Source organism: Flavobacterium sp. ZE23DGlu08 (assembly GCF_030505335.1).
GTDB classification, from domain to species: Bacteria; Bacteroidota; Bacteroidia; order Flavobacteriales; family Flavobacteriaceae; genus Flavobacterium; species Flavobacterium algoritolerans.
In genome coordinates, this window is sequence record NZ_CP130045.1 from 3401545 (window position 1) to 3423996 (window position 22452).

Below are 22452 nucleotides of genomic sequence, written 5' to 3' on the forward strand. Positions count from 1 at the left end.
CATTTGTAAATCAAATTTTATTTTACATTTGCACAACAAACACATAACAACTACATGAAAAAGATTATTTTATTTTTTGTTATTCTTTCTGGTATTTTAGGGAATGCTCAAGAGAATATTAAACAAAGTAAACAGGATAATGACCTGAAATTATCAGCTCTTCCATATTATAGTTTTGGTAAAGGAATTGGAATTACTTCTCCAGATAGTTTATATCAGTTGAATATTCGTTTTCGAATGCAAAACAGGGTAACATATACCGAAAATGAAGGTGAAGATGGTGTTTACGACGGACAAATCAGACGTTTGCGCTTGCGATTTGATGGATATGTTGGAAGTCCAAAGTTTTTATATGCAGTTCAATTGTCATTTGCACCGGGCGATGTGGGCGAAATTCAAGAAGGAGAAAATATCAATATTATTCGTGATGCGGTAGTTTTTTACAGACCTAATAAACATTGGAATATCAGTTTTGGACAAACTAAATTGCCAGGAAATCGTCAGCGTGTGAATTCATCCGGAGGATTACAGTTAACTGATAGATCCATCAATAATGCCAGATTTACAATCGATAGGGATTTTGGTTTTCAAGTTCATAATATGAATGAATTCAAAGATAAATTTTCTTATAATTTAAAAACAGCTATATCCACAGGTGAAGGACGTAATATTACAGGAAATGCTGATGCTGGAGTTGCTGTAACCGGAAAAGTGGAGTTGTTGCCTTTTGGTTCATTTTCTAAAGATGGAACTTATTTTGAAGGAGATATTGTAAGAGAGAAAAAGCCAAAATTGATGCTTTCTGGAGCTTTTCAGCAAAATAATCATGCCAAAAGAGTGCAAGGGCAATTAGGAAACGATTTGTTTGAAGAACGCACTATGAAATCAGTTATGCTGGATGCTATGTTGAAATATAATGGCTGGGCCGCAATGTCAAGTTACATGTCTAGAACGACTTCCAGAAATGCTGTTACTGTAAATCCGGATGATATTACACAATCTAATTATGCTTATGTAGGGAACGGATTTGATCATCAGTTGAGTTATAATTTCCCTTCAAACTATGAAATTATTGGGCGATATTCCACTCAAAAAGTAGGAGAGGATATTAGGACTTTGGCTCCAAATTCTAAACAATATACTGTTGGTGTAACCAAGTATATTTGGGAACATACTTTTAAATTACAAAGCGAATTGACTTTTGATACTTTAAATTATTTTGACGGCAGAACCAAGAATAATTGGTATTTGCGTTTTCAGGTAGAAATAGGAATTTAAAAAAAAGCGGTGAAATAAATCACCGCTTTTTTTATGAAGTTTAATTATAAAATTTAGATAGCATTTACAATTGCTAAAAAATCATCTGCTTTTAGGGCAGCACCACCAATAAGACCACCGTCTACATCTGGTTTTGAGAATATTTCTTTAGCATTTTCAGGTTTTACACTTCCGCCATAAAGGATAGATACGTTTTCAGCGATTTCACTTCCAAAAGCTTTACGAACTGTTTCTCTGATAAATTCATGCATTTCTTGTGCTTGTTCCGGTGAAGCTGTTTCTCCAGTTCCAATTGCCCAAACTGGCTCGTAGGCCAAAACAATACTGTCCCAGTCTTTTGATTCAATATGAAATAAACCATCTCGCAATTGGTTTTCTACCACATTAAAATGATTTTTTGATTGACGGTCTTTTAATTCTTCTCCGAAGCAAAAAATAACCATCATATCATGTTCTAAAGCTGTATTTACTTTATTAGCAATCAAAGCATCCGATTCATGAAAAATAGCTCTGCGTTCTGAGTGTCCCAGAATTACAATATCAACACCAACACTTTTTAACATATCAGCTGAAATTTCGCCTGTAAAAGCACCGCTTTCCGCTTGATGTACGTTTTGTGCAGCAACATCGATATTAGTGAATTCCAAATGGTCAACTGCAGAAGCCAAGTTTACAAATGTTGGAGCAACAATTACTTGTGCTTTTGCGTCAGTTGGTATTTTTGCTATTAATTCATTCAATAAATCTTCAGTTTGCTCTGCATTTTTATGCATTTTCCAGTTTCCGGCAACAATCTTCTTTCTCATTTTAGTCGTATTATATTTAGTTTTTGGTTATGTTTTTCAATATTGCAATGAATTATTTTAAATTTTTAAGCGTTTCATTGATTTTATCAAAATCAGTTTCTATGGCGCGGTATAAAACAATTTTTCCGTTTTTGTCAACAACGATGTATCTTGGAATCCAATCCACATCAACGGCTTTTGCAAATACCCCTTTCATTTGGTCATTTGCCATGAAATGATCCCCTTTCAATTCGTGTTTTTCGATTCCGGCTTTCCATTTATCGGCAGTTTTATCCATTGAAATAAATAAGTAACCAACATCAGGATTATTAGCTTGTAATTCTTTTAGTTTTGGCATTGCTTTCACGCAATCCCCACACCAGGAAGCCCAAACTTCTATTACCAGGGTTTTTCCTTTGTGTTTTTGTAAAATGTCCTTAAAAGCAACTTGACTTCCATCAGTGGCTAAAAGGGTTTCAGATAAAGCTTCTTTGGAGAATTTAGTTTTTTGCGCATTTGATGTGCAAGACAATGTTACAACCGCAATAAGTAATACTATTATTTTTTTCATTATAGAAATGTTTTTAAACAAAGTTAAACAAACAATTTGAATGCGTTATACGGATTAAGAAATTTTGAAAGCATTATTCGAAAATGACAAAGCAATATCGTTATAGTTTAAAAATAATGGAATGATTTTGATCCGCCGATTTATTTAGAAAGCATTTATCATTCTTTTAAAGTAAAAAGTCGTAAAGTTTCCTGTTTCGGACTTTACGACTTTAAAGTTTTATAGTTTATTTAGAATTTTAAATCTGCAATATCATTGTGATGAACCTTTTGTTTTATTGTTCCTTTTTCAATTAGTACAATACTTGGATTGGCTCTTTCGATTGTTTTTACAGTTATAGCATCGCAAAAATAGAAATCAAATGTTAATCCGAATTGTTTTTTTGCAGCAGCTATTTCTTCTGGTGAAGAAGCTGTCATTGCAACTACTTTATATCCTTTGGCTTTAGCATCCTGACTCAGTTTTTCTAATTTTGCCATTCCACTGTGATCGGCTTTAACCAAATCATACGCTGTAATCAACATCAATTTTGGTTCTTCTAAAAACTCATCTTTGTAATCTGAACCGTCTTTTTCCATTGTAAAATCATGAATAGGAGGAACGTAACCTTCTGTGATAACCTTGTCTTTTCGGTCTACAAATACGGCACCTTCAGGAATTGACATCAAATCTTTTTCGGTAAACTCTTTATCGACACCACCAACTTTGTAAATAAATACCATTTCTACCACAGATTTTTCTGCTCCATCAGGGATTCGCATTCCTTTTTGAATATTATTCCCTACTTTATAAGGTCTGAAATCGATTAATGGCAAATGGTTTAAAACCCAAACTCCCATAAGTGATGATAAAACAATACTGGCATAAATAACTATGTTTTGTACGTTATTGCTAAACAACGGTTTTACCAATTTTTGATTAAAAAATAATATCAGAATAAAGAAAAGTAAAACAATATCCTTTGTAAAAGATTGCCAAGGTGTCAGTTTTAAAGCGTCTCCAAAACAACCACAGTCTTTTACCACATTAAAATAAGCGGAATAAAAAGTCAGGAAAGTAAACAGTACAATCAAGATTAATAAACTCCAGATAGTGAATTTGGTTTTGTAACCAATGAGCAACATAATACCTAAAACCACTTCAAGAATTACTAAAAACAAAGCAATTCCTAGTGCAAACGGAACGAAAAAGGGCATGTTGAAAACCGGCTCACTGAAATATTCAGCCAGTTTGTATGAAAACCCGATTGGGTCATTCAGTTTGATTAATCCGGAGATAATAAATAGGATTCCAACGAAAATTCTAGAAAATTGAGTAATTATATTTTTCATATGAAGATAATATTTGTTTTTTAATGGAATATGATATCGCCATTCTTGATTCCAGTTTGTGATTTTGGAATCCTGGCGATTTCATTTTTAGTTATTGCTTTTTATTATTTATTTCCAAAACCCATTAGAATCAAGGCAAAAATCGAATAATTAATCATATCCTGATAATTCGCATCGATTCCTTCAGAAACTAATGTTTTTCCTTTGTTGTCTTCAATTTGTTTGACACGAAGTAGTTTTTGTAAAATCAAATCTGTTAGTGAACTCACACGCATGTCGCGCCAAGCTTCACCGTAATCATGATTTTTATCTTCCATTAAATCTTTGGTCAGTTTAACTTTGGCATCGTATAATTCGGTTGCTTTTGCAACTTCTAAATCGGGTTGGTCAGCAACACCTAATTCCAATTGAATCAACGCCATGATAGAATAATTGATAATTCCGATGAATTCACCTGTTTCATCTTCATCAATTTTGCGGACTTCATTTTCTTGTAAGCTTCTAATTCTTTGGGCTTTTATATAGATTTGATCGGTCAACGAAGGCAGTCTTAAAATTCGCCAAGCACATCCGTAATCTTTCATTTTATTGATAAACAGCGTACGACAAGTCGCAATCACAGTATCGTATTCTTTTGAAGTATTCTTCATTATTGGTGTATATTTGTATTCAAATTTTTTCAAAAATAAGATAATTTTTTTGAATGTAGAATTTTGAAGTCTTTAAAACTGTAAACGAATGACTATTAACTGCAAAGGAATACTTGTTGACTTATCAACTCCCAAAGTTATGGGGATTTTGAATGTGACGCCCAACTCTTTTTTTGATGGTGGAAAGTATAAGAATGAAACCGAAATCCTTTCGCAAGTCGAAAAAATGGTACTTGAAGGAGCTACTTTTATAGATATTGGCGCTTATTCCAGTAAACCAAGTGCAGAATTTGTCTCGGAACAAGAAGAAATTGCGAGAATTGTTCCTGTTGTAGATTTGATTTTAAAACATTTTCCAGAAACGATAATTTCGATTGACACCTTTAGAAGTGAAGTGGCAAAAGCTTCGATAGAAAGCGGTGCAGCAATCATCAACGATATTGCAGCAGGAAATCTGGACGAAAAAATGTTTGAGATAATTGCAAAATACAATGTTCCTTATATTATGATGCACATGCGAGGCAATCCACAAACGATGCAAACACTCACGGATTACAATGATATTGTAAAAGAAATGTTGTTCTATTTTTCTGAAAAAGTTGCCAAGGCCAGAAGTTTTGGCATCAATGATTTGATTATCGATCCGGGCTTTGGCTTTGCCAAAACAATAGATCAAAATTATGAAGTTTTCCAGAAAATGGAATTGTTAAATATATTGGAACTGCCACTTCTTGTTGGAATTTCAAGAAAATCGATGATTTATAAAACGCTGAATACGACTATAGAAAATGCGTTAAACGGAACGACGGTTTTGAATACTTTGGCATTGACCAAAGGAACAAAAATCCTTCGTGTCCACGATGTAAAAGAAGCCATGGAATGTGTTGCATTATTCAATAAAATCAATTTATAACGATGAAATATTTCACTCTGATTGTTCTTTTTACTTTGTTTTCTTGTGGGAACAAAGAGGATATTTTATTACCAAAAGCCAATACAACAATTGTCAAAAATGTAGATGATCTCTCTCCAATCTATATTTTTTTTAGAACAAAAGGAAAAGATACGCTAGCTGAAGTAAACAGGAAAAACAGTATTATTTCAACTAATTGGATTCTAAATGTTGACAAACGTTTACCGTTGCGACTTGCCATTCCGGAAATCATGAAGTTGCAGGAGAAAAAGCGTACTGAGAAAGCACACAAGAATGAAAAGGCCGAAAATTATTATTCCTACGCAGATACGATTGGTAAAAATCTCGCTTTTATTCCTTTTACCAATGTGTATTACAAACTGGAAAAATCAAAGTCAGGAATAGTTGTCTTTTTTGCCAAAAACAATGAAATTTTAGTAGATTCTATTGAAGTGAAAAGAGAAGAATTATTAACGTATTTAAATAGATTACCAAGTAACACCTTAAACCAATATGTTTTTTGCTTTGATAAAAACCTAACTTTTGGAGGTTATATTCAAAATAAAATTTTTATTGAAAGTTTAAAAGTAGAAATGAAAAGCACTCAAGAATTTATTTATTAAACTTCAAACAGAACAATTATTGATGATGATACGGTTCATTTCTTAAAATCGTGAAACCACGATACAATTGTTCGATAAAAAACAACCGCACCATTTGATGCGAAAAAGTCATTAAAGACAGCGATATTTTTCCTTGCGCTTTGGCATAAACCGTTTCCGAAAAACCATAAGGACCACCAATTACGAAAACCAAAGTTTTTACTCCAGAGTTCATTTTCTTTTGTAATTCCTCTGAAAAACCTACACTGGAAAAATTTTTTCCGTTTTCGTCCAATAAAATAAGTTGGTCCGTTGGTGTAATTTTTGCCAAAATCAATTCGCCTTCTTTCTCTTTTTGTTGACTTTCAGATAAGTTTTTTACGTTCTTGATATCAGGAATGATATCCAAATCGAACTTGATATAAAAAGACAATCGCTTAGTATAATCGTCTATTAAAGATTGTAAGGCTTTGTTATCGGTTTTACCGATAGCAATCAATTTGATGTTCATTTTTGTTGGATTTCAGAGGCGCAAAGATAGAAAATTGACATTGTATTTGATTGAAGAAAAAGCTATTTAAGATTGTTTATTTAGAATTTTTGAGGAATTTTTTCTTTAACCTTTAAGCAATTAGCTGAAGTAATAGTTCTTAGTATTTATTCATTAAGCTCTTTTGGAAATCTGTCAAGAACTAAATTTAGCTGAATGTTGTGTTCCAAGTAGGCTTTTAAACCCGCTAAAACTAATGTAAATCCTTCAGTAGAATCCCGTATTTGTGAGATAATTTTTTCTGTTTCTCCATGAAATCCGGTATTAACGATGCTTACAAAAGTTCCAACTTCTCCTAAATTTTTAAATGTCCATTCCACCGTTGAAATTTCATCGAGGCTTCCCCATTCAATCACAATTTTTTTATTCAGTTCTACGGTTCTAGTATTAACCACAATAGAATGGTTGTACATTTCCCAAGTCCATTCTGTTTCTTTTCCTTCTTCAAGTTTTCCGGAGCTTTTAGTGAACCAAAATTTAGTCGTGATTTCGGGATTTATAAATGCTTGAAAAACAAGTTCAATGGGTTTTCTAATTAACATTTCGGCTTTTGCGAAGTATTTGGTTTCCATAGCCATAATCTTTATTTTCAAACGGATTTACACCAATTTTGCATGAATGCTTTTGTAATTCAAATTATGATTTAGGCAATGGCGCACCCACAGCAATATCACATCGGTGATTGGCTTGACCATGTGGTGGATTCATTCCTTCTGGAGTAGGTGTCGTAGCAACTGGTGTTGTCGTAGTTACAGTGGATGTAGGAACGGGTTGATTCTGTTGCTGAACAGCTGTTTTGTTTGTAGTTGCGGCTGGTGGAGAATTCAATGGAGCACCTACAGGAATATCACAACGGTGCGATGGCTGACCGTGCGCAGGATTCATTCCGGCAGCTACAGGACCGGAAGTAGCCACTGCATTATTTGGATTTATAGTATTTGTAGTTTGTTGAACCTGAGTTGCCGTCGAAGTTTCGCTCTTCATTTGTTTACCAACTTCAGTAAAGGGAACTACATTTGTAGGAGTTGCGGTATTTTGTGGTTCAACTTCTTTTTTGCAAGAAGTCATTAGTATCGAAGATACAAAAAGAAGGCTTAAAAAAGATTTCATAATCAGCGTTTTAGTTACTAGTTCAAATATAAGATTTTAAATAATACACCACAGTATAAAAGAATTGATTTTATTGGATGAAAATATAAGAATAGGTGTTAAATTAATAGTACCGATATTCTTATCTTAATTAAAATGTAATACTCTGTTAAAACACATTGATTTACCTCTTTTTTTCAAAGAACCAAGCATACATATTTTCAAATCCACAAAATAAATCTTACTTTAGCATTCCATAAATTTCCTATAAAATGATTAGCGACATACAGTTTAAAAACGAGTTAGACATACTAATACAAAATGCCATTCGGGAAGATGTAGGTCCTGGCGATTACAGTTCTTTAGCTTGTATTCCAGCTACAGCAAATGGAAAAGCGAAGTTGCTTGTAAAAGAAGATGGCATAATTGGAGGAGTGGCTTTCGCTAAAATGATTTTTGAATATGTAGACCCTAATTTGAAAATAGAAACTTTTATCGAGGATGGTACTCCAGTAAAAAAAGGAGATGTTGTTTTTCATGTTTCGGGGAGTTCACAATCCATTTTGAAATCGGAACGTGTCGTTTTGAATTCAATGCAGCGAATGTCAGCCATTGCCACTAAAACCAAGGAATACGTTCGTTTATTAGAAGGAACCAAAACTAAAATTCTCGACACTCGTAAAACCACACCGGGATTCAGAGCTTGTGAGAAATGGGCGGTGAAAATTGGCGGAGGCGAAAATCATCGTTTTGCTTTGTATGACATGATTATGCTCAAAGACAATCACAACGATTTTGCCGGCGGAATTACTTTGGCTATAGCCAAAACCAAAGCTTTCTTAAAAGAAAATAATCTGGATTTAAAAATTATTGTCGAAGCCAGAAACCTGGATGAAATCAAAGAAATATTGGAAAGTGAAGGTGTTTTTAGAATTTTAATAGACAATTTTAATTATGACGACACTAAAAAAGCAGTAGCTTTGATTGGCGATAAATGCCAAACAGAATCTTCGGGAAATATTAATGAAAACACCATTCGCCATTATGCAGAATGTGGCGTAGATTATATTTCATCAGGAGCATTGACACATTCTATTTATAACATGGATTTGAGCTTAAAAGCGATATGAGTAAAGAAATAGAAGTTAAATTACAAAGAATTCCAATAGTACGGAATCTGGTTAATGTGCTAAAAAAAATCGAGCTTCCTTGGTTACAAGGATTGTCGTTATATGATTTATTGGAATTATACGGCTTAGGAATTGTCGAAAGCGCTTTGACATATCATGCCAGTGCGATTGCATTTAGTTTCTTCATGGCTTTATTTCCTTTTGCGCTGTTCATTTTAAACCTTATTCCATACATTCCTATTGAAGGTTTTCAAGATGATTTTTTACTGTTTGTAAAGGAAGGTGTACCGCCCAATACGTATGATGCTATTTATAAAATCATCAATGATATTCTTAATAACAGTCACTCAGGATTAGTATCTTATGGGTTTTTATTGTCTATTTTGTTGATGGCAAACGGTTTAAACGGAATCCTTGGAGGATTTGAATTGTCCCGTCATGTTCTCATAAAAAGAGGGTTTATCAGGCAATATTTAGTGGCTTTGGGAATGTCCTTATTGTTGTCCTTTTTATTGATTGTAACTGTGGCAACAATAGTAGTTTTTGAAGTTTTTATTCAAAAAACAATACTGAGTGATCAAATAGCGTTAATTGTTTTAGGAAGATATGCATTTGTAATTTTAATGATTTTAGGAACAACGTCTATACTTTTCAAGTTTGGTACAAAACACGATAAAAACAGAGCATTTATATCGATAGGGTCCGTATTCACTACTATATTGATTCTTTTGGATTCGTATGCTTTTGGTATTTGGGTCATAAAATTTTCTAAGTACAATGAATTATATGGGTCGATAGGAACATTGTTGATTTTGATGTTTTACATTTGGATTAACTGCATGATATTGCTGTTGGGTTTCGAATTGAATGCTACAGTAAATAAATTGAAAGCAAAAAAAGAATGATTTTTTAAATCAAAATAGTTTCAAAATTAGGAGCTATTTCCTGCTATTCGTTCCTAGCAATGATTGGGTTACTACGTCTAACAGGGCTAAAAAATGACAACAATGAAAAATAGCATTACAATACTCGCATTATTTATTTCGATGGTTTTTTATGGTCAAAACCATACTGTTGTTGGCAAATGGAAAACTATTGATGATCAGAGTGGGAAAGCCAAATCGATCGTGGAAATCTACGAGCGTTCCGGAAAAATTTATGGAAAAATCATCGACATTTTAGATGCTGAAAAGAAAAAGAACTTATGCGTAAATTGTCCCGGTGACGAAAAAAACAAACCAGTTCTAGGTCTTGTCATTATTAAAGGACTGACAAAAGATGGCAATGAATACAATTCAGGAAAAATTCTTGACCCAACATCAGGTAAATTATACAAATGCTTTTTGGCTCTCGAAGGAAATGACAAGTTAAAAGTACGCGGATATATAGGTGTAGCATTATTTGGAAGAACACAAACCTGGAATAGAGTAAAATAATTATAAATTGTGAGTTATGAGTTCAAAGTAAAGAATCACCATAACTCAAAACTCATAATAAAATAAAAATGCATTTCGTCGAAGTAATTTTACCCCTTTCTTTAGCCAAAACCTTTACCTATAGCGTCTCTGAAGCGGAGTTCCATTATATAAAAATTGGAATGCGGTTGGCTGTTCCTTTTGGGAAAAGTAAAATTTACACGGCATTAGTTATTGAAATTCATCAAAACAAACCCACTTTATACGAAGCCAAGGAAATTCATCAAATTCTGGATGAAAAACCCATTGTGACTGAAATCCAAATTGCACACTGGCAATGGATTGCTTCCTATTATATGTGTGCTATTGGTGATGTATATCGTGGTGCCATGCCAAGTGCACTTTTGCTGGAAAGCGAAACCATAATTTCTCAAAAAACAGATTTGGTTATTGATGCAAGTCTGCTTTCGGATGATGAATTTTTGGTTTATGAAGCCTTGCAACAGCAAAGTTCCTTGAAAGTCCAGGATATAATGGCTATTTTAAATAAGAAGAATATCTTTCCTGTTATTCAAAAATTGATAGACAAAAACATATTAGTGCTTCAGGAAGAAATACAGGAAACCTACAAACCTAAGTTAGTGCGTTATGTTCGTTTGCATCCTAAATATGAATCAAACGAGGGATTGAGCGAATTACTCGAAACACTAAAAAGTGCCAACAAGCAAAAAGAAATCGTATTGAATTATTTTCAATTGAGTGCTGTGGAGAAAAAACCTATTACCGTAAAAAAACTGGTAGAAGCGGCTAATTCTTCTTCGGCAGTTGTAAAGGCTTTAATTGAAAAAGAAATATTCGAAGATTATTTTCTTCAGGAAGACCGAGTAAATTTTACAGGAAAAATACGCGAGGATCAATTGCAGTTGAGTTTGGCTCAGCAAAAAGCTTTTGAGGAAATCAAAGAAAGTTTTACTCAAAAAGAAGTGTGTTTGTTGCATGGTGTCACTTCGAGCGGAAAAACAGAAATCTATATCAAACTCATCGAAGAGTATTTGGAAACTGGAAAACAAATCTTGTATTTATTGCCGGAAATTGCTTTGACTACTCAATTAGTGGGGAGATTAAGGACTTATTTTGGAAATAAAGTAGCTGTTTTTCATTCGAAATATAATAATAATGAACGCATCGAAGTTTGGAATCAAGTTTTGGTGAATTCAGAAAAAGCGCAAGTGGTAATAGGGGCGAGGTCATCTTTGTTTTTACCATTTTATAATCTAGGATTCATAATTGTAGATGAAGAACATGAACAAACTTTTAAGCAAGTAGATCCTGCACCGCGTTATCATGCTCGCGATGCGGCTATAGTTTTGGCTCATTCGCATAAAGCAAAAGTACTTTTGGGTTCGGCTACGCCAAGTATTGAAACATATTTCAATGCCAAATCGGATAAATTTGGTTTAGTCGAAATTTCGGAGCGATTTGGAAATGTCATGATGCCGAATATTGAATTGGTGGATTTGAAAGATAAATACTTTCGCAAAAAAATGACGGGACATTTTAGTGATGTTTTAATTGAAGAAATCAATATTGCTTTGTCATTGGGTGAACAAGTCATTTTATTTCAAAACAGACGTGGGTATTCTCCGGTAATAGAATGTATGACTTGCGGCCACGTACCGCAATGTCAGCAGTGTGATGTGAGTTTGACCTATCATAAACATAAAAATCAGTTGCGCTGTCATTATTGTGGATATACAATGGCAAAACCTACTCATTGTCATTCCTGTTCCAGTGTTGATTTGACTACAAAAGGTTTTGGAACCGAACAAATTGAACAAGAGTTAGTATCTATTTTTCCAAATTCTAAAATTGGAAGAATGGATCAGGATACGACTCGAGGGAAATTTGGATTCGAAAAAATTATCGATAGCTTTAAGAATAGAGAAATGGATATTTTAGTAGGAACTCAGATGTTGGCCAAAGGATTGGATTTTGATAACGTGAGTTTGGTAGGAATCATGAATGCGGATAATATGTTGTATCATCCTGATTTTAGGGCCTTCGAAAGGAGTTTTCAAATGATGACTCAAGTTGCGGGAAGAGCTGGACGTTCAGAAAAACAAGGAAAAGTTGTTATCCAGACGTATAATCCGAATCATAATACAATACAGCAAGTTACTAATAATGATTATTTGGGCATGTATAAAGAACAATTGTATGACCGCCAGATATATAAATACCCGCCGTATTTCAGAATTATAAAGCTTACTTTGAAACAACGTGATTTTGATAAATTAAAAGAAGGTTCGATGTGGTTGTATCAAGTGATGAGCCAGAATCTTAATATGCCAGTGCTGGGACCTGAAGAGCCTGCAATCAGCAGAATTAGAAACGAATACATTCGTACGATTATAATAAAGATTCCTCAGAATGCATCAATTGTAAGCACAAAAAAAACTATCCAGAAAATGTTGAATAGTTTTGAAGCTGTTGCTCAATACAGAGCTATAAAAGTTACGTCAAACGTCGATTTTTACTAAAATTCAGTTGCCTATGAAAAGGCAAGTGCTTTTACTAAATCTTCTTTTTTATGTCGGCTTAAAGGAATTTTTGTAACTCCAATTTCGGCAAATTTACTGTTGAAACGTTCTACTTTATCAATGTTGATAATATAGGACTTGTGTACACGTACAAATTTTTCTTTTGATAAGTCATTTTCAAAAGATTTCATGGTAGAGAGTACCAGATTGCTGTCTTCCTCTGTAACTACTCTTACGTAATCACCAAAAGCTTCAATCCATTTTATTTTAGAAGTAAATATTTTCAATTTTTTCAAATTGCTTTTAATGAAAATATGTTCTCCTTCTTCTTCTTTGTTTTCTTTTTTAAGTAGATGTAAATCAATAGCTCTTTTTACCGAAGCGTTGAATCTGTCGATTGCAATTGGTTTTTGAAGGTAGTCCGTAGCATCATAATCAAACGCTTTCATAGCATACTCAGCTTTTGAGGTTATGAAAATAATTTGAGGTTTTACTTTTAAACCATCCAAAAAGTCAAAGCCGCTAATTACCGGCATTTCGATGTCCAAAAAGATAAGGTCTACATTGTGTATAGACATACAGCTTCTGGCTTCGATTGCATTAGAAAAATCACCGATTAAGTGTAAATTTTGATGATTATTAACTAACTTTGCGATAATCATTCTTTGAATAGAACTATCATCTACTACAACACAGTTTAGTTTCATAATTTTAGTATTTTAGATTTGGCTGAGTAAATATATTACTTTTTTATTTAAAAAAAACTAATTGGGCGGATTTTTTTACCTTACGTCGAATAAAATGAAATAAGACTTGTTTAATCAGATTAATTGATTACTTTTGCACCCAAAATAACAAATAAATATATATTTATGAATCATTATGAAACTGTTTTCATTTTAAATCCCGTTTTATCTGAAGTTCAGGTAAAGGAAACAGTAAGCAAATTTGAAGATTTTCTTACTAGTAGAGGAGCAGAAATGGTATCTAAAGAAGACTGGGGTCTTAAAAAGATGGCTTACGAAATCCAAAACAAGAAAAGTGGTTTTTACCATTTGTTCGAATTTAAAGTATCAGGAGAAGTTCTTATCGCTTTTGAAACTGAATTTAGACGTGACGAAAGAGTTATGCGTTTCTTAACTGTAAGTCTTGACAAACATGCTATCTCTTGGGCTGAAAGAAGAAGAGCAAAACTTAAATCTCAAAAAGCTTAATTATCATGGCAACATTACAACAATCTGCTTCAGGAAAAAAAGACGGGGATATCAGATATCTTACGCCTTTGAACATAGAAACTAACAAAACTAAAAAGTATTGTCGTTTCAAAAAATCAGGTATCAAATATATTGACTATAAAGATGCTGATTTCTTATTGAAATTCGTAAACGAGCAAGGGAAAATTCTTCCTCGTCGTTTAACAGGTACTTCATTGAAATACCAAAGAAAAGTGTCTGTAGCTGTAAAAAGAGCGCGTCACTTAGCTTTAATGCCATATGTGGCAGATTTACTAAAATAATAATTAAAACTCAGTTGTTGGTTTTCTGAGACATGAAACCTAACTTCTATAACAAAGGACAACAACATGGAACTTATATTAAGACAAGACGTTCAAAATTTAGGATTTAAAGATGATATTGTAACGGTAAAAAATGGTTACGGTCGTAACTTTTTGATCCCTCAAGGTCATGCACATTTAGCAACATCTTCTGCAAAGAAAGTATTAGCTGAAAACCTAAAACAAAGAGCGCACAAAGAAGCTAAAGTTGTAGCAGATGCAAAAGCATTAGCTGAAGCTTTGAAAGCTATCGAAATTAAAATCTTTGCAAAAGCAGGTGGTGAAAAATTATTCGGTTCAATCACGAATATTGATATCGCTGAATCTTTAGCTAAAGGTGGACAACAAATCGAAAGAAAATTCATTACTAGCGGAATCGTTAAACGTACTGGTAAATATACTGCTAGTGTTCGTTTACACAGAGATGTTATCGTTGAATTAGACTACGAAATCGTTGCTGAAAAATAACATTTGGTTAACATTTTGTTAATAAAATATAAAAATCACTCTTAGGAGTGATTTTTTTTTTGTCTAATTTTGACCCACAAATAACACATATTCAAACAAATGAAAAAAATTATTACATTATTACTAATCTTTAGTAGTTTTTACTCAGTCATTGGGCAAACGACTACTTCTAGTATTAAAGGGATTGTTAAAAGTTCTAATAATGAGACGCTTCCCGGAGCAACAGTATTGGCAGTTCATACTCCAACAGGATCTAAGTATTCCGCTTTATCGAATGAAGATGGAAGATTCAGTATCTTGAACATGAGAATTGGTGGTCCATATAAAATTACAGTAACTTTTGTAGGTTATCAAAGTGAAGAATTCAATGATGTTTACCTTGATTTAGGTAAAGTATTCAGTTTAGATGTTCTTTTAAAAGATGAAAGTCAGAAATTAGAAGAAGTAAAAGTTGTTGGAACCAAAAATAAAGTTTTTCAAAGTGGAAGAACTGGTGCAGAAACAACAATTGGACGTAGAGAATTATCTGCATTACCTTCTATTTCAAGATCAGCCGATGATTTTACCCGTTTAGAGCCAACTGCAAGTGGAGGTTCTTTTGGAGGAAGAAATGATCAGTACAATAATTATTCATTAAATGGTGCAATATTCAATAATCCTTTCGGATTAGATGCTGCAACTCCTGGTGGACAAACTGGTTCTCAGCCAATTTCATTGGATGCAATCGAACAAATTCAAGTGGCGACTGCTCCTTATGATGTTACTTTATCTGGTTTTACTGGAGCTTCTGTGAATGCAGTTACTAAATCCGGTTCAAATGAGTTTCATGGTACAGCTTATGCTTTCTATAGAAATCAAGACATGACGGGTAATAAAATAAAAGGAGAAAAGATATTTGTGCCTTCATTAGAGCAAACACAAGCAGGTTTTAGTGTTGGTGGACCAATTATTAAAAATAAATTATTCTTCTTTACCAATTTTGAAATTGACGAAAGAAGTGATTTTGGGTCAAACTTTGTGGCTAATAACGGTGATGCTGTTACAGGTGTTAACGAATCAAGAGTTTTAGAGACAGATTTGATCAATGTTTCAAATGCGTTGTCTTCATTAGGATATAATACGGGTGCTTATCAAGGTTTCTCTCATAATTCAAATTCAAGAAAAGGAATTGTAAAATTAGATTGGAATATTGATGATAATAATAAATTAGCCGTTATTTATAACTTTTTGGATGCTTCCAAAGACAAACCGGCTCACCCGTCAGCTTTAGGATTTAGAGGTCCGAATGCTTCTACTTTGCAATTTCAAAATTCAGGATATCAAATCAATAATAAATTGAGTTCTTTCTTGTTAGAGTTGAACTCTAAGATTAATGAAAAAGTATCTAATAAATTACAGGCTGGTTACACGCATTTTGATGACTTTAGAAATCCATTTTCTTCACCGGCTCCAGTAATTAATATTCAAGACGGAGCAGGATCAAATTATATTATTGCAGGGCATGAGCCATTTTCTATCAATAATACATTAGATCAAAAAGTTTTTCAAATTACAGATAACTTAAATTATACTGTAGGGAATCACTCTTTTACTTTTGGTGCATCATTTGAAAAATTTCAATTTCAGAATTCATTTAACTTAGCTGGTTATGATAATTTTGGTAATCCTAATGGTTATGCAGGAACTTTTTATACACCATATTCAAATGTAGCAGCATTTTTAGCTGATGCAGCTAAGCCTTTTGCAACAAGTATAATTGCTCAGAATTTACTTTATGCGCAAAATCAATTTGAAGCTAAAAACTCTTTTGGAGTAGGAGAAGATAATGGATGGAAATTATCAGAATTAAACGTAGGTCAAGTTGCATTCTACATGCAGGATGACTGGAGTGTTAACGATAATTTTAAACTGTCTTTTGGTTTAAGAGCAGATAAACCATTGTATTTTAATACAGCTGATTTGATTCAAAAGTATATTGATACAGATAATGGTGCTACGAGAAATAATGCGACTCAGTATTATGACCCGGAAACAGGAAATCAAGTTCCTTTAATATCAACAAAATTACCAAGTGATAAATTACTTTGGTCTCCAAGACTTGGATTTAACTGGGACGTTAATGGAAATAAAACTACACAAATTCGTGGAGGAACCGGAATTTTTACAGGAAGAATTCCTTTTGTTTGGTTAGGAAATCAAGTGAGCGGTGCTGATGATAGTTTTTTCCAAATTATGGATCCAGATTATAAATGGCCGCAAGTATGGAGAACAAGTTTAGGTGTTGACCATAAATTTGAAAGCAATTACATTGTCACTGTTGACATGTCTTATAACAAAGATATCAATGGAGTTCACGTGCAAAACTGGGGTTTAAGAACGCCTTCAGGAACTCTTGCAGGTGTTGATAACAGGTTAATTTATGACAATGCTTCTGATAAGCAAAGTAACAGTGCTTACGTAATGACAAATTCTGATAAAGGAAGTGCATTTAACTCTTCTATCAAAGTACAAAAGAATTTTGATAACGGATTGTTCGCAAGTTTAGCGTATAACTATTTGAAATCTCAAGATGTGAATTCAATTGAGGCGGAAATTACAGGTGATGCTTTCGCTTTTAACCCAGCCTTAGGAAACGTAAATAATGCCGTTTTATCTGATTCTAAATATGGAGATACACACCGTTTTATTGGTGTAGCTTCAAAAAAATGGAAATATGGTAATGACAAATGGGCGACTACTGTATCTACTTTCTTTGAATATGCTCAAGGAGGTCGTTTTAACTATATTTATGGTGGAGACATCAACAATGATGGGTCAGGAACAAACGATTTGATTTATATTCCAACAACTGCTGAAATCAGTGCTATGGCTTTTTCTGGAGCAGGACAAGGAGCGGCTTTTGATGCATTTATCAGTCAAGATGATTATTTGAATGAAAGAAGAGGTCAGTATGCAGAGCGTTACGGAGCTTTATCTCCATGGAGAGGGAAATGGGATCTTAAAGTAATGCAAGATTATAACTTTAAAGTTTCTTCTGCTTCTACTAAAACAAACACTATTCAATTTAGTATCGATGTATTGAATTTAGGAAATTTGATTAATTCTGATTGGGGATTGGTTCAAGTACCAACAAGTGTTCAACCAATTGGTGTATCTGTAGATCAAACTACAAAAATACCAACATACACTTTTAATGGAACTCAAACTAAAACGTTCAACTATGATGCAAGTTTATTGTCAAGATGGCAAGCACAGTTTGGAGTTAGATATATTTTCTAAAAAAAAGATAAAAATAGATTAAATTTGCCCTCTCATTTGAGAGGGCTTTTTTTTGGTTTAAAAATTTCAAAAGAGACTTAAGACAAAAGTTAAATATTAAAATACAATAATGAAATACTCAAGATTAACAAAAGAACAATTTGAAGAATTGAATCAGGAATTCAGTACTTTTTTAGCAACTCAAGCAATTGATAAAGCAGAGTGGGATAAAATAAAAGCTGAAAAACCAGAAGTTGCCGAACAAGAATTAGACGTTTTTTCTGATTTAATTTGGGAAGGAGTTCTTTCGAAAGCAACGTATTTAGAACATTTTTCTAAAAATCATATTTTCCTTTTTCATTGTTTTGATACCCATGTTCAATCTATAGTTTTGAAATCATTGGTTCCTGAAGTGGATTTTTTAACTAAAGATGGATTGCAATGGCTTAGCGATAATATGTTTACAGATACTATTGAAATGAAAGTAGGAAAAAAAGAGTTTACGGATGAGCGTAATGCTTCCATTTTTGAATTGATACAACAAGGTTCGTTTTTGAGCGACGGCCTTTTATACCAGCAAATAAATACTATTATAGCATCGTAATTGTATTGCTATTTATTTTTAATTGGTTATTTTAGTACACTTTTTCAAAACTAAAATAGCCAATTTTTATTTTCTATGGATATTCAAAATACGATTCAAAAATTAAGGGAAGAATTAAATCAGCACAATTATAATTATTATGTGTTAGATACACCCACAATTTCCGATTTTGAATTTGATTTAAAATTAAAACAACTTCAGGATTTAGAAAATAAATACCCGGAATACTTTGACGAAAATTCGCCTTCTCAACGAGTAGGAGGTACGATTACAAAAAATTTTCAAACCGTTCCGCATGAACACCGCATGTATTCTCTTGATAATTCCTATTCTAAGGAAGAATTGATGGATTGGGAAAAACGTGTTCAAAAAGTTTTAGGAGATGTTCCATTAGAATATACTTGTGAACTAAAATACGATGGTGCATCTATTAGTATTACTTACGAAAACGGAAAATTAAAACGTGCGGTAACGCGTGGAGATGGTTTTCAAGGAGACGATGTGACTAATAATATCAAAACTATAAAATCCATTCCGTTAAAATTAAAAGGGAATTTCCCTGCTACATTTGATGTGCGTGGGGAGATCATTTTGCCTTTTGCAGGTTTCGAAAAAATGAATCAGGATTTAATCGAAATTGGAGAATTACCGTATTCAAATCCTAGAAATACAGCTTCGGGAAGTTTAAAATTACAGGATAGTGCTGAAGTTGCAAAACGGCCTTTGGATTGTTTGTTGTATTTTTTAATTGGAAATAATCTTCCTTTCAAATCACAGTTTGAAGGATTAGAAACGGCCAGAAATTGGGGTTTCAAAGTGCCAAAAGAAGCAAAATTAGCAAGTAATTTAACCGAAGTTTTCGAGTTTATAGATTATTGGGATATTCATAGACATGACCTTCCCTATGAAACGGATGGTGTAGTGGTTAAAGTAAATTCATTCCACTATCAGGATGAATTGGGCTTTACAGCCAAATCTCCGCGTTGGGCAATTGCTTATAAATTCAAATCAGAACAAGTTTCAACACAATTAAATTCAATTTCGTATCAAGTAGGACGAACGGGTTCCATTACTCCTGTGGCCAACTTAGAACCGGTACAATTAGCAGGAACCATTGTGAAACGAGCTTCTTTACATAACGCTGATCAAATTGAGAAATTGGATATTCGTGTAGGAGATACTGTTTTTGTAGAAAAAGGTGGAGAGATAATTCCTAAGATTATTGCTGTTGATTTGAGTAAGCGTCCAGAAAATACAGAGCCAACAAAATACATCACGCATTGCCCGGAATGTAATACGGCATTAGTGAGAACCGAAGGCGAAGCAAATCATTATTGTCCTAATTTTTATGGTTGTCCACCGCAGATTATAGGAAGGATTCAGCATTATATTTCTCGAAAAGCAATGGATATTGAAGGTTTAGGAGGCGAAACTGTTGCTTTGCTTTTTAATAATGGATTGGTTCACAATTATGCTGATTTGTATGAACTGACTGTGGATCAAATTCTTCCTTTGGAACGAATGGCTCAAAAATCTGCTGAAAATTTGGTGAAAGGTGTAGAAAATTCAAAAAATATTCCTTTTGAGCGCGTTTTGTTCGCTATTGGAATTAGATTTGTCGGTGAAACGGTTGCCAAAAAACTAGCCAAACATTATAAAAACATTGATGCATTGCGTCAGGCTACATTGATGGATTTGATTTTGGTGGACGAAATTGGAGAACGAATTGCACAAAGTGTAATTGACTTTTTCGAAAATCAAGAAAATAGAATTATAATTGAAAGACTAAAAAGTTTTGGTGTTCAATTTGAAATTATTGAACATATAAATCCAAACGCCACAGATAAACTTTCTGGGAAAACATTTGTTGTTTCAGGAGTCTTTGAGAAATTTTCAAGAGATGATTTAAAAAAGGCAATCGAAGATAATGGAGGAAAAGTGGGAAGTTCTATTTCGGCAAAGACGGATTATGTTGTTGCTGGAGATAATATGGGACCTGCAAAATTAGATAAAGCAACCAAGTTGAACATACCAATAATCTCTGAAGATGATTTTATGAATCTAATTAATAACGCTAATGCAGCTACTGACTAAAAAGTATAATTTTTTACAGGAAAATGCAATCCTTGGTTTGCTGTTTTCTTTTTCAATTATTGAAGTTCTAGCAGAATTATTTTCATTCAAAGTAATTCTGTTTGCATTTAGACCTTTGGTAGCCATACTGCTAATTTATCTTTATTGGGTCACTTCTAAGGAAAGAAATGTGCTTTTTTATATGACTGTATTTTTTTTACTCCTTACCAGTATTTTCATTCTTTTTGAATCAATACTTTTTTTGATTTTGGGTTTAATAGGTATTTTTACGCATCGAATTTTACTTATATTTTATATTATAAAGTTGAATAAGATTAAGGATTTTGTACCAATACTAATAGCAATTATTCCTTTTGTTTTTATTTTTTCCTATTTGCTTTCTATTTCGGATGAAATTCCAAAAGGCAGTTATTATCCTTTGGTAGCTCAAAACATTTTAGTATCGATTCTTGCCGGTGTTATTTTGTCTAATTATTTCATGAACGACAGTAATAATTCGCCCTGGCTGGCTATTTTTGGATTATTATCTACAGCGCTCTATTTTACAGTTTTTATTGAAAAATGCTTTTTGTCTAATCTGCCACCCACATATTTCAGGCCACTGGCAATGATTTTGTATGTCACAAGTTATTATTCCTTTTATAGATTTGTGATTGATGCAGAAACGATAAATGCAAAAAAAGAATCGATTACTGTTATACAATAATCGATTTTCCTTCAAATGCTTTAGCTTTATCGTTATCCAGATAAAAATCAATTCTTCCCAGATTTATACCGTAACAACCCACTTGATTTACAAGAACCTCTTTACCTGCAAGGTTCTTTACAACAGTAGGTTTTTCCAAAAAAGTATGTGTATGTCCACCAATAATCAAATCGATGTCTTGCGTAAGTTCCGCTAATTTTAAATCACATATTTTATTAGGTTCGTCTCTGTATTTATAGCCTAAATGCGACAAACAAATCACTAAATCACACTTTAGTTCTTTCTTTAAAATCCGAACCATATCTTGAGCCGTTTCGACTGGATTGTTGTAAACGGTTTCTTTGTACATTCCTTTATCAACTAATCCTTCAAGCTCTATTCCAAGTCCAAAAACACCCACTTTTATGCCATTTTTGTTGAATATTTTATACGGTTTTACAAAACCATCCATCACGGTGTTTTTAAAATCGTAGTTGGCAGATAGGAACTCAAATTTAGCATGTGGCATTTGCGCATGTAAACCTTCAACACCGTTATCAAAATCGTGATTTCCTATCGTAGAAGCATCATATTGCATCATGCTCATTAACTTGAATTCTAACTCTCCACCATAATAATTAAAATAAGGCGTTCCTTGAAAAATATCACCTGCATCCAGTAATAATACATTTGGATTCTCTTTTCGAATCGTTTCAATCAAGGCTGCTCTTCGTGCCACGCCACCCATATTTGCATTTCTGGGATGATCCGCAGGAAATGGATCAATGTAACTGTGCACATCATTCGTATGTAAAATAGTAAGATGTCTTTTTTGTGAAGATTCAAAGCTGCTTAATGATAAACCTAAACTTAGTAAAGCTGAACTCGCAGCTGTTTTTTCTATAAATTCTCTTCTTTTCATTTTATATTTATT

At 33.2% G+C, this 22452-nt stretch carries 23 protein-coding genes; 14 read left to right on the forward strand and 9 right to left on the reverse strand.

Going from position 1 to position 22452, the window contains the following annotated elements; genetic code table 11:
• Nucleotides 1–54: 54 nt before the first annotated feature.
• Nucleotides 55–1278 (forward strand): porin, encoded by a 1224-nt coding sequence (locus Q1W72_RS14825; protein ID WP_099715076.1) that lies wholly within the window; start codon nt 55–57, stop codon nt 1276–1278.
• Between the two features lie 53 nt (nt 1279–1331).
• On the opposite strand, the gene tpiA is transcribed toward Q1W72_RS14825, so the two are convergent.
• From tpiA to Q1W72_RS14845, 4 genes are all read right to left on the reverse strand, one after another.
• On the reverse strand, nt 1332–2084 hold the full coding sequence (gene tpiA / locus Q1W72_RS14830; RefSeq protein ID WP_099715077.1) for a triose-phosphate isomerase: 753 nt from the start codon (nt 2082–2084) through the stop codon (nt 1332–1334).
• Between the two features lie 52 nt (nt 2085–2136).
• Entirely contained in the window at nt 2137–2634 is a 498-nt protein-coding gene (locus tag Q1W72_RS14835; protein WP_099715078.1) for a TlpA disulfide reductase family protein, read from the reverse strand.
• 230 nt (nt 2635–2864) lie between these two features.
• Nucleotides 2865–3965, reverse strand: coding sequence for a BT_3928 family protein (locus tag Q1W72_RS14840; protein ID WP_099715079.1), 1101 nt, complete (start codon nt 3963–3965; stop codon nt 2865–2867).
• Between the two features lie 104 nt (nt 3966–4069).
• Nucleotides 4070–4615 (reverse strand): DUF1599 domain-containing protein, encoded by a 546-nt coding sequence (locus Q1W72_RS14845; protein WP_099715080.1) that lies wholly within the window; start codon nt 4613–4615, stop codon nt 4070–4072.
• A gap of 88 nt (nt 4616–4703) precedes the next feature.
• Between Q1W72_RS14845 and folP the strand changes: the two genes are divergently transcribed.
• Nucleotides 4704–5528: a dihydropteroate synthase gene (gene folP, locus Q1W72_RS14850; protein WP_099715081.1), complete on the forward strand. Its 825-nt coding sequence runs from the start codon at nt 4704–4706 to the stop codon at nt 5526–5528.
• A 2-nt stretch (nt 5529–5530) separates the two neighbouring features.
• Nucleotides 5531–6151, forward strand: coding sequence for a hypothetical protein (locus Q1W72_RS14855; RefSeq protein WP_099715082.1), 621 nt, complete (start codon nt 5531–5533; stop codon nt 6149–6151).
• 16 nt (nt 6152–6167) lie between these two features.
• Here Q1W72_RS14855 and rlmH read toward each other — a convergent pair whose 3' ends face one another.
• The 3 genes from rlmH to Q1W72_RS14870 form a co-directional block, all read right to left on the reverse strand.
• On the reverse strand, nt 6168–6641 hold the full coding sequence (gene rlmH, locus Q1W72_RS14860; protein WP_039109797.1) for a 23S rRNA (pseudouridine(1915)-N(3))-methyltransferase RlmH: 474 nt from the start codon (nt 6639–6641) through the stop codon (nt 6168–6170).
• 146 nt (nt 6642–6787) lie between these two features.
• Complete coding sequence (locus tag Q1W72_RS14865; RefSeq protein WP_199074794.1) at nt 6788–7252, reverse strand: SRPBCC family protein; 465 nt, start codon at nt 7250–7252, stop codon at nt 6788–6790.
• 64 nt (nt 7253–7316) lie between these two features.
• On the reverse strand, nt 7317–7790 hold the full coding sequence (locus tag Q1W72_RS14870; protein ID WP_099715084.1) for a hypothetical protein: 474 nt from the start codon (nt 7788–7790) through the stop codon (nt 7317–7319).
• Between the two features lie 251 nt (nt 7791–8041).
• Between Q1W72_RS14870 and nadC the strand changes: the two genes are divergently transcribed.
• The 4 genes from nadC (at nt 8042) to priA (ending at nt 12854) form a co-directional block, all read left to right on the forward strand.
• Nucleotides 8042–8899: a carboxylating nicotinate-nucleotide diphosphorylase gene (gene nadC, locus Q1W72_RS14875; RefSeq protein ID WP_099715085.1), complete on the forward strand. Its 858-nt coding sequence runs from the start codon at nt 8042–8044 to the stop codon at nt 8897–8899.
• Nucleotides 8896–9804 (forward strand): YihY/virulence factor BrkB family protein, encoded by a 909-nt coding sequence (locus Q1W72_RS14880; protein WP_302136062.1) that lies wholly within the window; start codon nt 8896–8898, stop codon nt 9802–9804. The genes nadC and Q1W72_RS14880 overlap by 4 nt, the downstream gene beginning before the upstream one ends.
• Before the next feature lie 102 nt (nt 9805–9906).
• Nucleotides 9907–10335: a DUF2147 domain-containing protein gene (locus Q1W72_RS14885; RefSeq protein ID WP_099716308.1), complete on the forward strand. Its 429-nt coding sequence runs from the start codon at nt 9907–9909 to the stop codon at nt 10333–10335.
• Nucleotides 10336–10403: 68 nt separating this feature from the next.
• The gene (gene priA / locus Q1W72_RS14890) at nt 10404–12854 is read left to right on the forward strand and encodes a primosomal protein N' (RefSeq protein WP_099715087.1); all 2451 of its coding nucleotides are present in this window, start codon (nt 10404–10406) and stop codon (nt 12852–12854) included.
• Between the two features lie 11 nt (nt 12855–12865).
• Here the strand turns inward: priA and Q1W72_RS14895 are convergent, their stop codons facing one another.
• Complete coding sequence (locus Q1W72_RS14895; protein WP_099715088.1) at nt 12866–13561, reverse strand: LytTR family DNA-binding domain-containing protein; 696 nt, start codon at nt 13559–13561, stop codon at nt 12866–12868.
• A 165-nt stretch (nt 13562–13726) separates the two neighbouring features.
• Between Q1W72_RS14895 and rpsF the strand changes: the two genes are divergently transcribed.
• The 7 genes from rpsF (at nt 13727) to Q1W72_RS14930 (ending at nt 21539) form a co-directional block, all read left to right on the forward strand.
• A complete protein-coding gene (rpsF, locus tag Q1W72_RS14900; RefSeq protein ID WP_077370382.1) occupies nt 13727–14068 on the forward strand; it encodes a 30S ribosomal protein S6 in 342 nt (113 codons plus the stop codon).
• A gap of 5 nt (nt 14069–14073) precedes the next feature.
• Complete coding sequence (gene rpsR / locus Q1W72_RS14905) at nt 14074–14370, forward strand: 30S ribosomal protein S18 (protein ID WP_007138295.1); 297 nt, start codon at nt 14074–14076, stop codon at nt 14368–14370.
• A 66-nt stretch (nt 14371–14436) separates the two neighbouring features.
• Entirely contained in the window at nt 14437–14877 is a 441-nt protein-coding gene (gene rplI / locus Q1W72_RS14910; RefSeq protein WP_099715089.1) for a 50S ribosomal protein L9, read from the forward strand.
• Between the two features lie 99 nt (nt 14878–14976).
• Nucleotides 14977–18156 carry a carboxypeptidase regulatory-like domain-containing protein gene (locus tag Q1W72_RS14915; RefSeq protein ID WP_099715090.1) on the forward strand — a complete coding sequence of 1060 codons (3180 nt, stop codon included), beginning with the start codon at nt 14977–14979 and terminating at the stop codon, nt 18154–18156.
• Between the two features lie 109 nt (nt 18157–18265).
• A complete protein-coding gene (locus Q1W72_RS14920; RefSeq protein ID WP_099715091.1) occupies nt 18266–18739 on the forward strand; it encodes a DUF6495 family protein in 474 nt (157 codons plus the stop codon).
• Between the two features lie 75 nt (nt 18740–18814).
• Nucleotides 18815–20833 (forward strand): NAD-dependent DNA ligase LigA, encoded by a 2019-nt coding sequence (ligA, locus tag Q1W72_RS14925; RefSeq protein WP_302136099.1) that lies wholly within the window; start codon nt 18815–18817, stop codon nt 20831–20833.
• Nucleotides 20817–21539: a hypothetical protein gene (locus tag Q1W72_RS14930; RefSeq protein ID WP_302136101.1), complete on the forward strand. Its 723-nt coding sequence runs from the start codon at nt 20817–20819 to the stop codon at nt 21537–21539. Before ligA ends, Q1W72_RS14930 begins: the two co-directional genes overlap by 17 nt.
• Here the strand turns inward: Q1W72_RS14930 and Q1W72_RS14935 are convergent.
• Nucleotides 21529–22440 carry a bifunctional UDP-sugar hydrolase/5'-nucleotidase gene (locus tag Q1W72_RS14935; protein ID WP_302136103.1) on the reverse strand — a complete coding sequence of 304 codons (912 nt, stop codon included), beginning with the start codon at nt 22438–22440 and terminating at the stop codon, nt 21529–21531. The two genes, Q1W72_RS14930 and Q1W72_RS14935, sit on opposite strands and share 11 nt — an antisense overlap.
• Between the last annotated feature and the right edge of the window lie 12 nt (nt 22441–22452).

Excerpts from the sequence above, each read along its gene's own strand:
- Q1W72_RS14825 (WP_099715076.1), top strand. The coding sequence starts at position 55 with ATGAAAAAGATTATTTTATTTTTTGTTATTCTTTCTGGTATTTTAGGG.
- tpiA (WP_099715077.1), bottom strand. The coding sequence starts at position 2,084 with ATGAGAAAGAAGATTGTTGCCGGAAACTGGAAAATGCATAAAAATGCA.
- Q1W72_RS14835 (WP_099715078.1), bottom strand. The coding sequence starts at position 2,634 with ATGAAAAAAATAATAGTATTACTTATTGCGGTTGTAACATTGTCTTGC.
- Q1W72_RS14840 (WP_099715079.1), bottom strand. The coding sequence starts at position 3,965 with ATGAAAAATATAATTACTCAATTTTCTAGAATTTTCGTTGGAATCCTA.
- Q1W72_RS14845 (WP_099715080.1), bottom strand. The coding sequence starts at position 4,615 with ATGAAGAATACTTCAAAAGAATACGATACTGTGATTGCGACTTGTCGT.
- folP (WP_099715081.1), top strand. The coding sequence starts at position 4,704 with ATGACTATTAACTGCAAAGGAATACTTGTTGACTTATCAACTCCCAAA.
- Q1W72_RS14855 (WP_099715082.1), top strand. The coding sequence starts at position 5,531 with ATGAAATATTTCACTCTGATTGTTCTTTTTACTTTGTTTTCTTGTGGG.
- rlmH (WP_039109797.1), bottom strand. The coding sequence starts at position 6,641 with ATGAACATCAAATTGATTGCTATCGGTAAAACCGATAACAAAGCCTTA.
- Q1W72_RS14865 (WP_199074794.1), bottom strand. The coding sequence starts at position 7,252 with ATGGAAACCAAATACTTCGCAAAAGCCGAAATGTTAATTAGAAAACCC.
- Q1W72_RS14870 (WP_099715084.1), bottom strand. The coding sequence starts at position 7,790 with ATGAAATCTTTTTTAAGCCTTCTTTTTGTATCTTCGATACTAATGACT.
- nadC (WP_099715085.1), top strand. The coding sequence starts at position 8,042 with ATGATTAGCGACATACAGTTTAAAAACGAGTTAGACATACTAATACAA.
- Q1W72_RS14880 (WP_302136062.1), top strand. The coding sequence starts at position 8,896 with ATGAGTAAAGAAATAGAAGTTAAATTACAAAGAATTCCAATAGTACGG.
- Q1W72_RS14885 (WP_099716308.1), top strand. The coding sequence starts at position 9,907 with ATGAAAAATAGCATTACAATACTCGCATTATTTATTTCGATGGTTTTT.
- priA (WP_099715087.1), top strand. The coding sequence starts at position 10,404 with ATGCATTTCGTCGAAGTAATTTTACCCCTTTCTTTAGCCAAAACCTTT.
- Q1W72_RS14895 (WP_099715088.1), bottom strand. The coding sequence starts at position 13,561 with ATGAAACTAAACTGTGTTGTAGTAGATGATAGTTCTATTCAAAGAATG.
- rpsF (WP_077370382.1), top strand. The coding sequence starts at position 13,727 with ATGAATCATTATGAAACTGTTTTCATTTTAAATCCCGTTTTATCTGAA.
- rpsR (WP_007138295.1), top strand. The coding sequence starts at position 14,074 with ATGGCAACATTACAACAATCTGCTTCAGGAAAAAAAGACGGGGATATC.
- rplI (WP_099715089.1), top strand. The coding sequence starts at position 14,437 with ATGGAACTTATATTAAGACAAGACGTTCAAAATTTAGGATTTAAAGAT.
- Q1W72_RS14915 (WP_099715090.1), top strand. The coding sequence starts at position 14,977 with ATGAAAAAAATTATTACATTATTACTAATCTTTAGTAGTTTTTACTCA.
- Q1W72_RS14920 (WP_099715091.1), top strand. The coding sequence starts at position 18,266 with ATGAAATACTCAAGATTAACAAAAGAACAATTTGAAGAATTGAATCAG.
- ligA (WP_302136099.1), top strand. The coding sequence starts at position 18,815 with ATGGATATTCAAAATACGATTCAAAAATTAAGGGAAGAATTAAATCAG.
- Q1W72_RS14930 (WP_302136101.1), top strand. The coding sequence starts at position 20,817 with ATGCAGCTACTGACTAAAAAGTATAATTTTTTACAGGAAAATGCAATC.
- Q1W72_RS14935 (WP_302136103.1), bottom strand. The coding sequence starts at position 22,440 with ATGAAAAGAAGAGAATTTATAGAAAAAACAGCTGCGAGTTCAGCTTTA.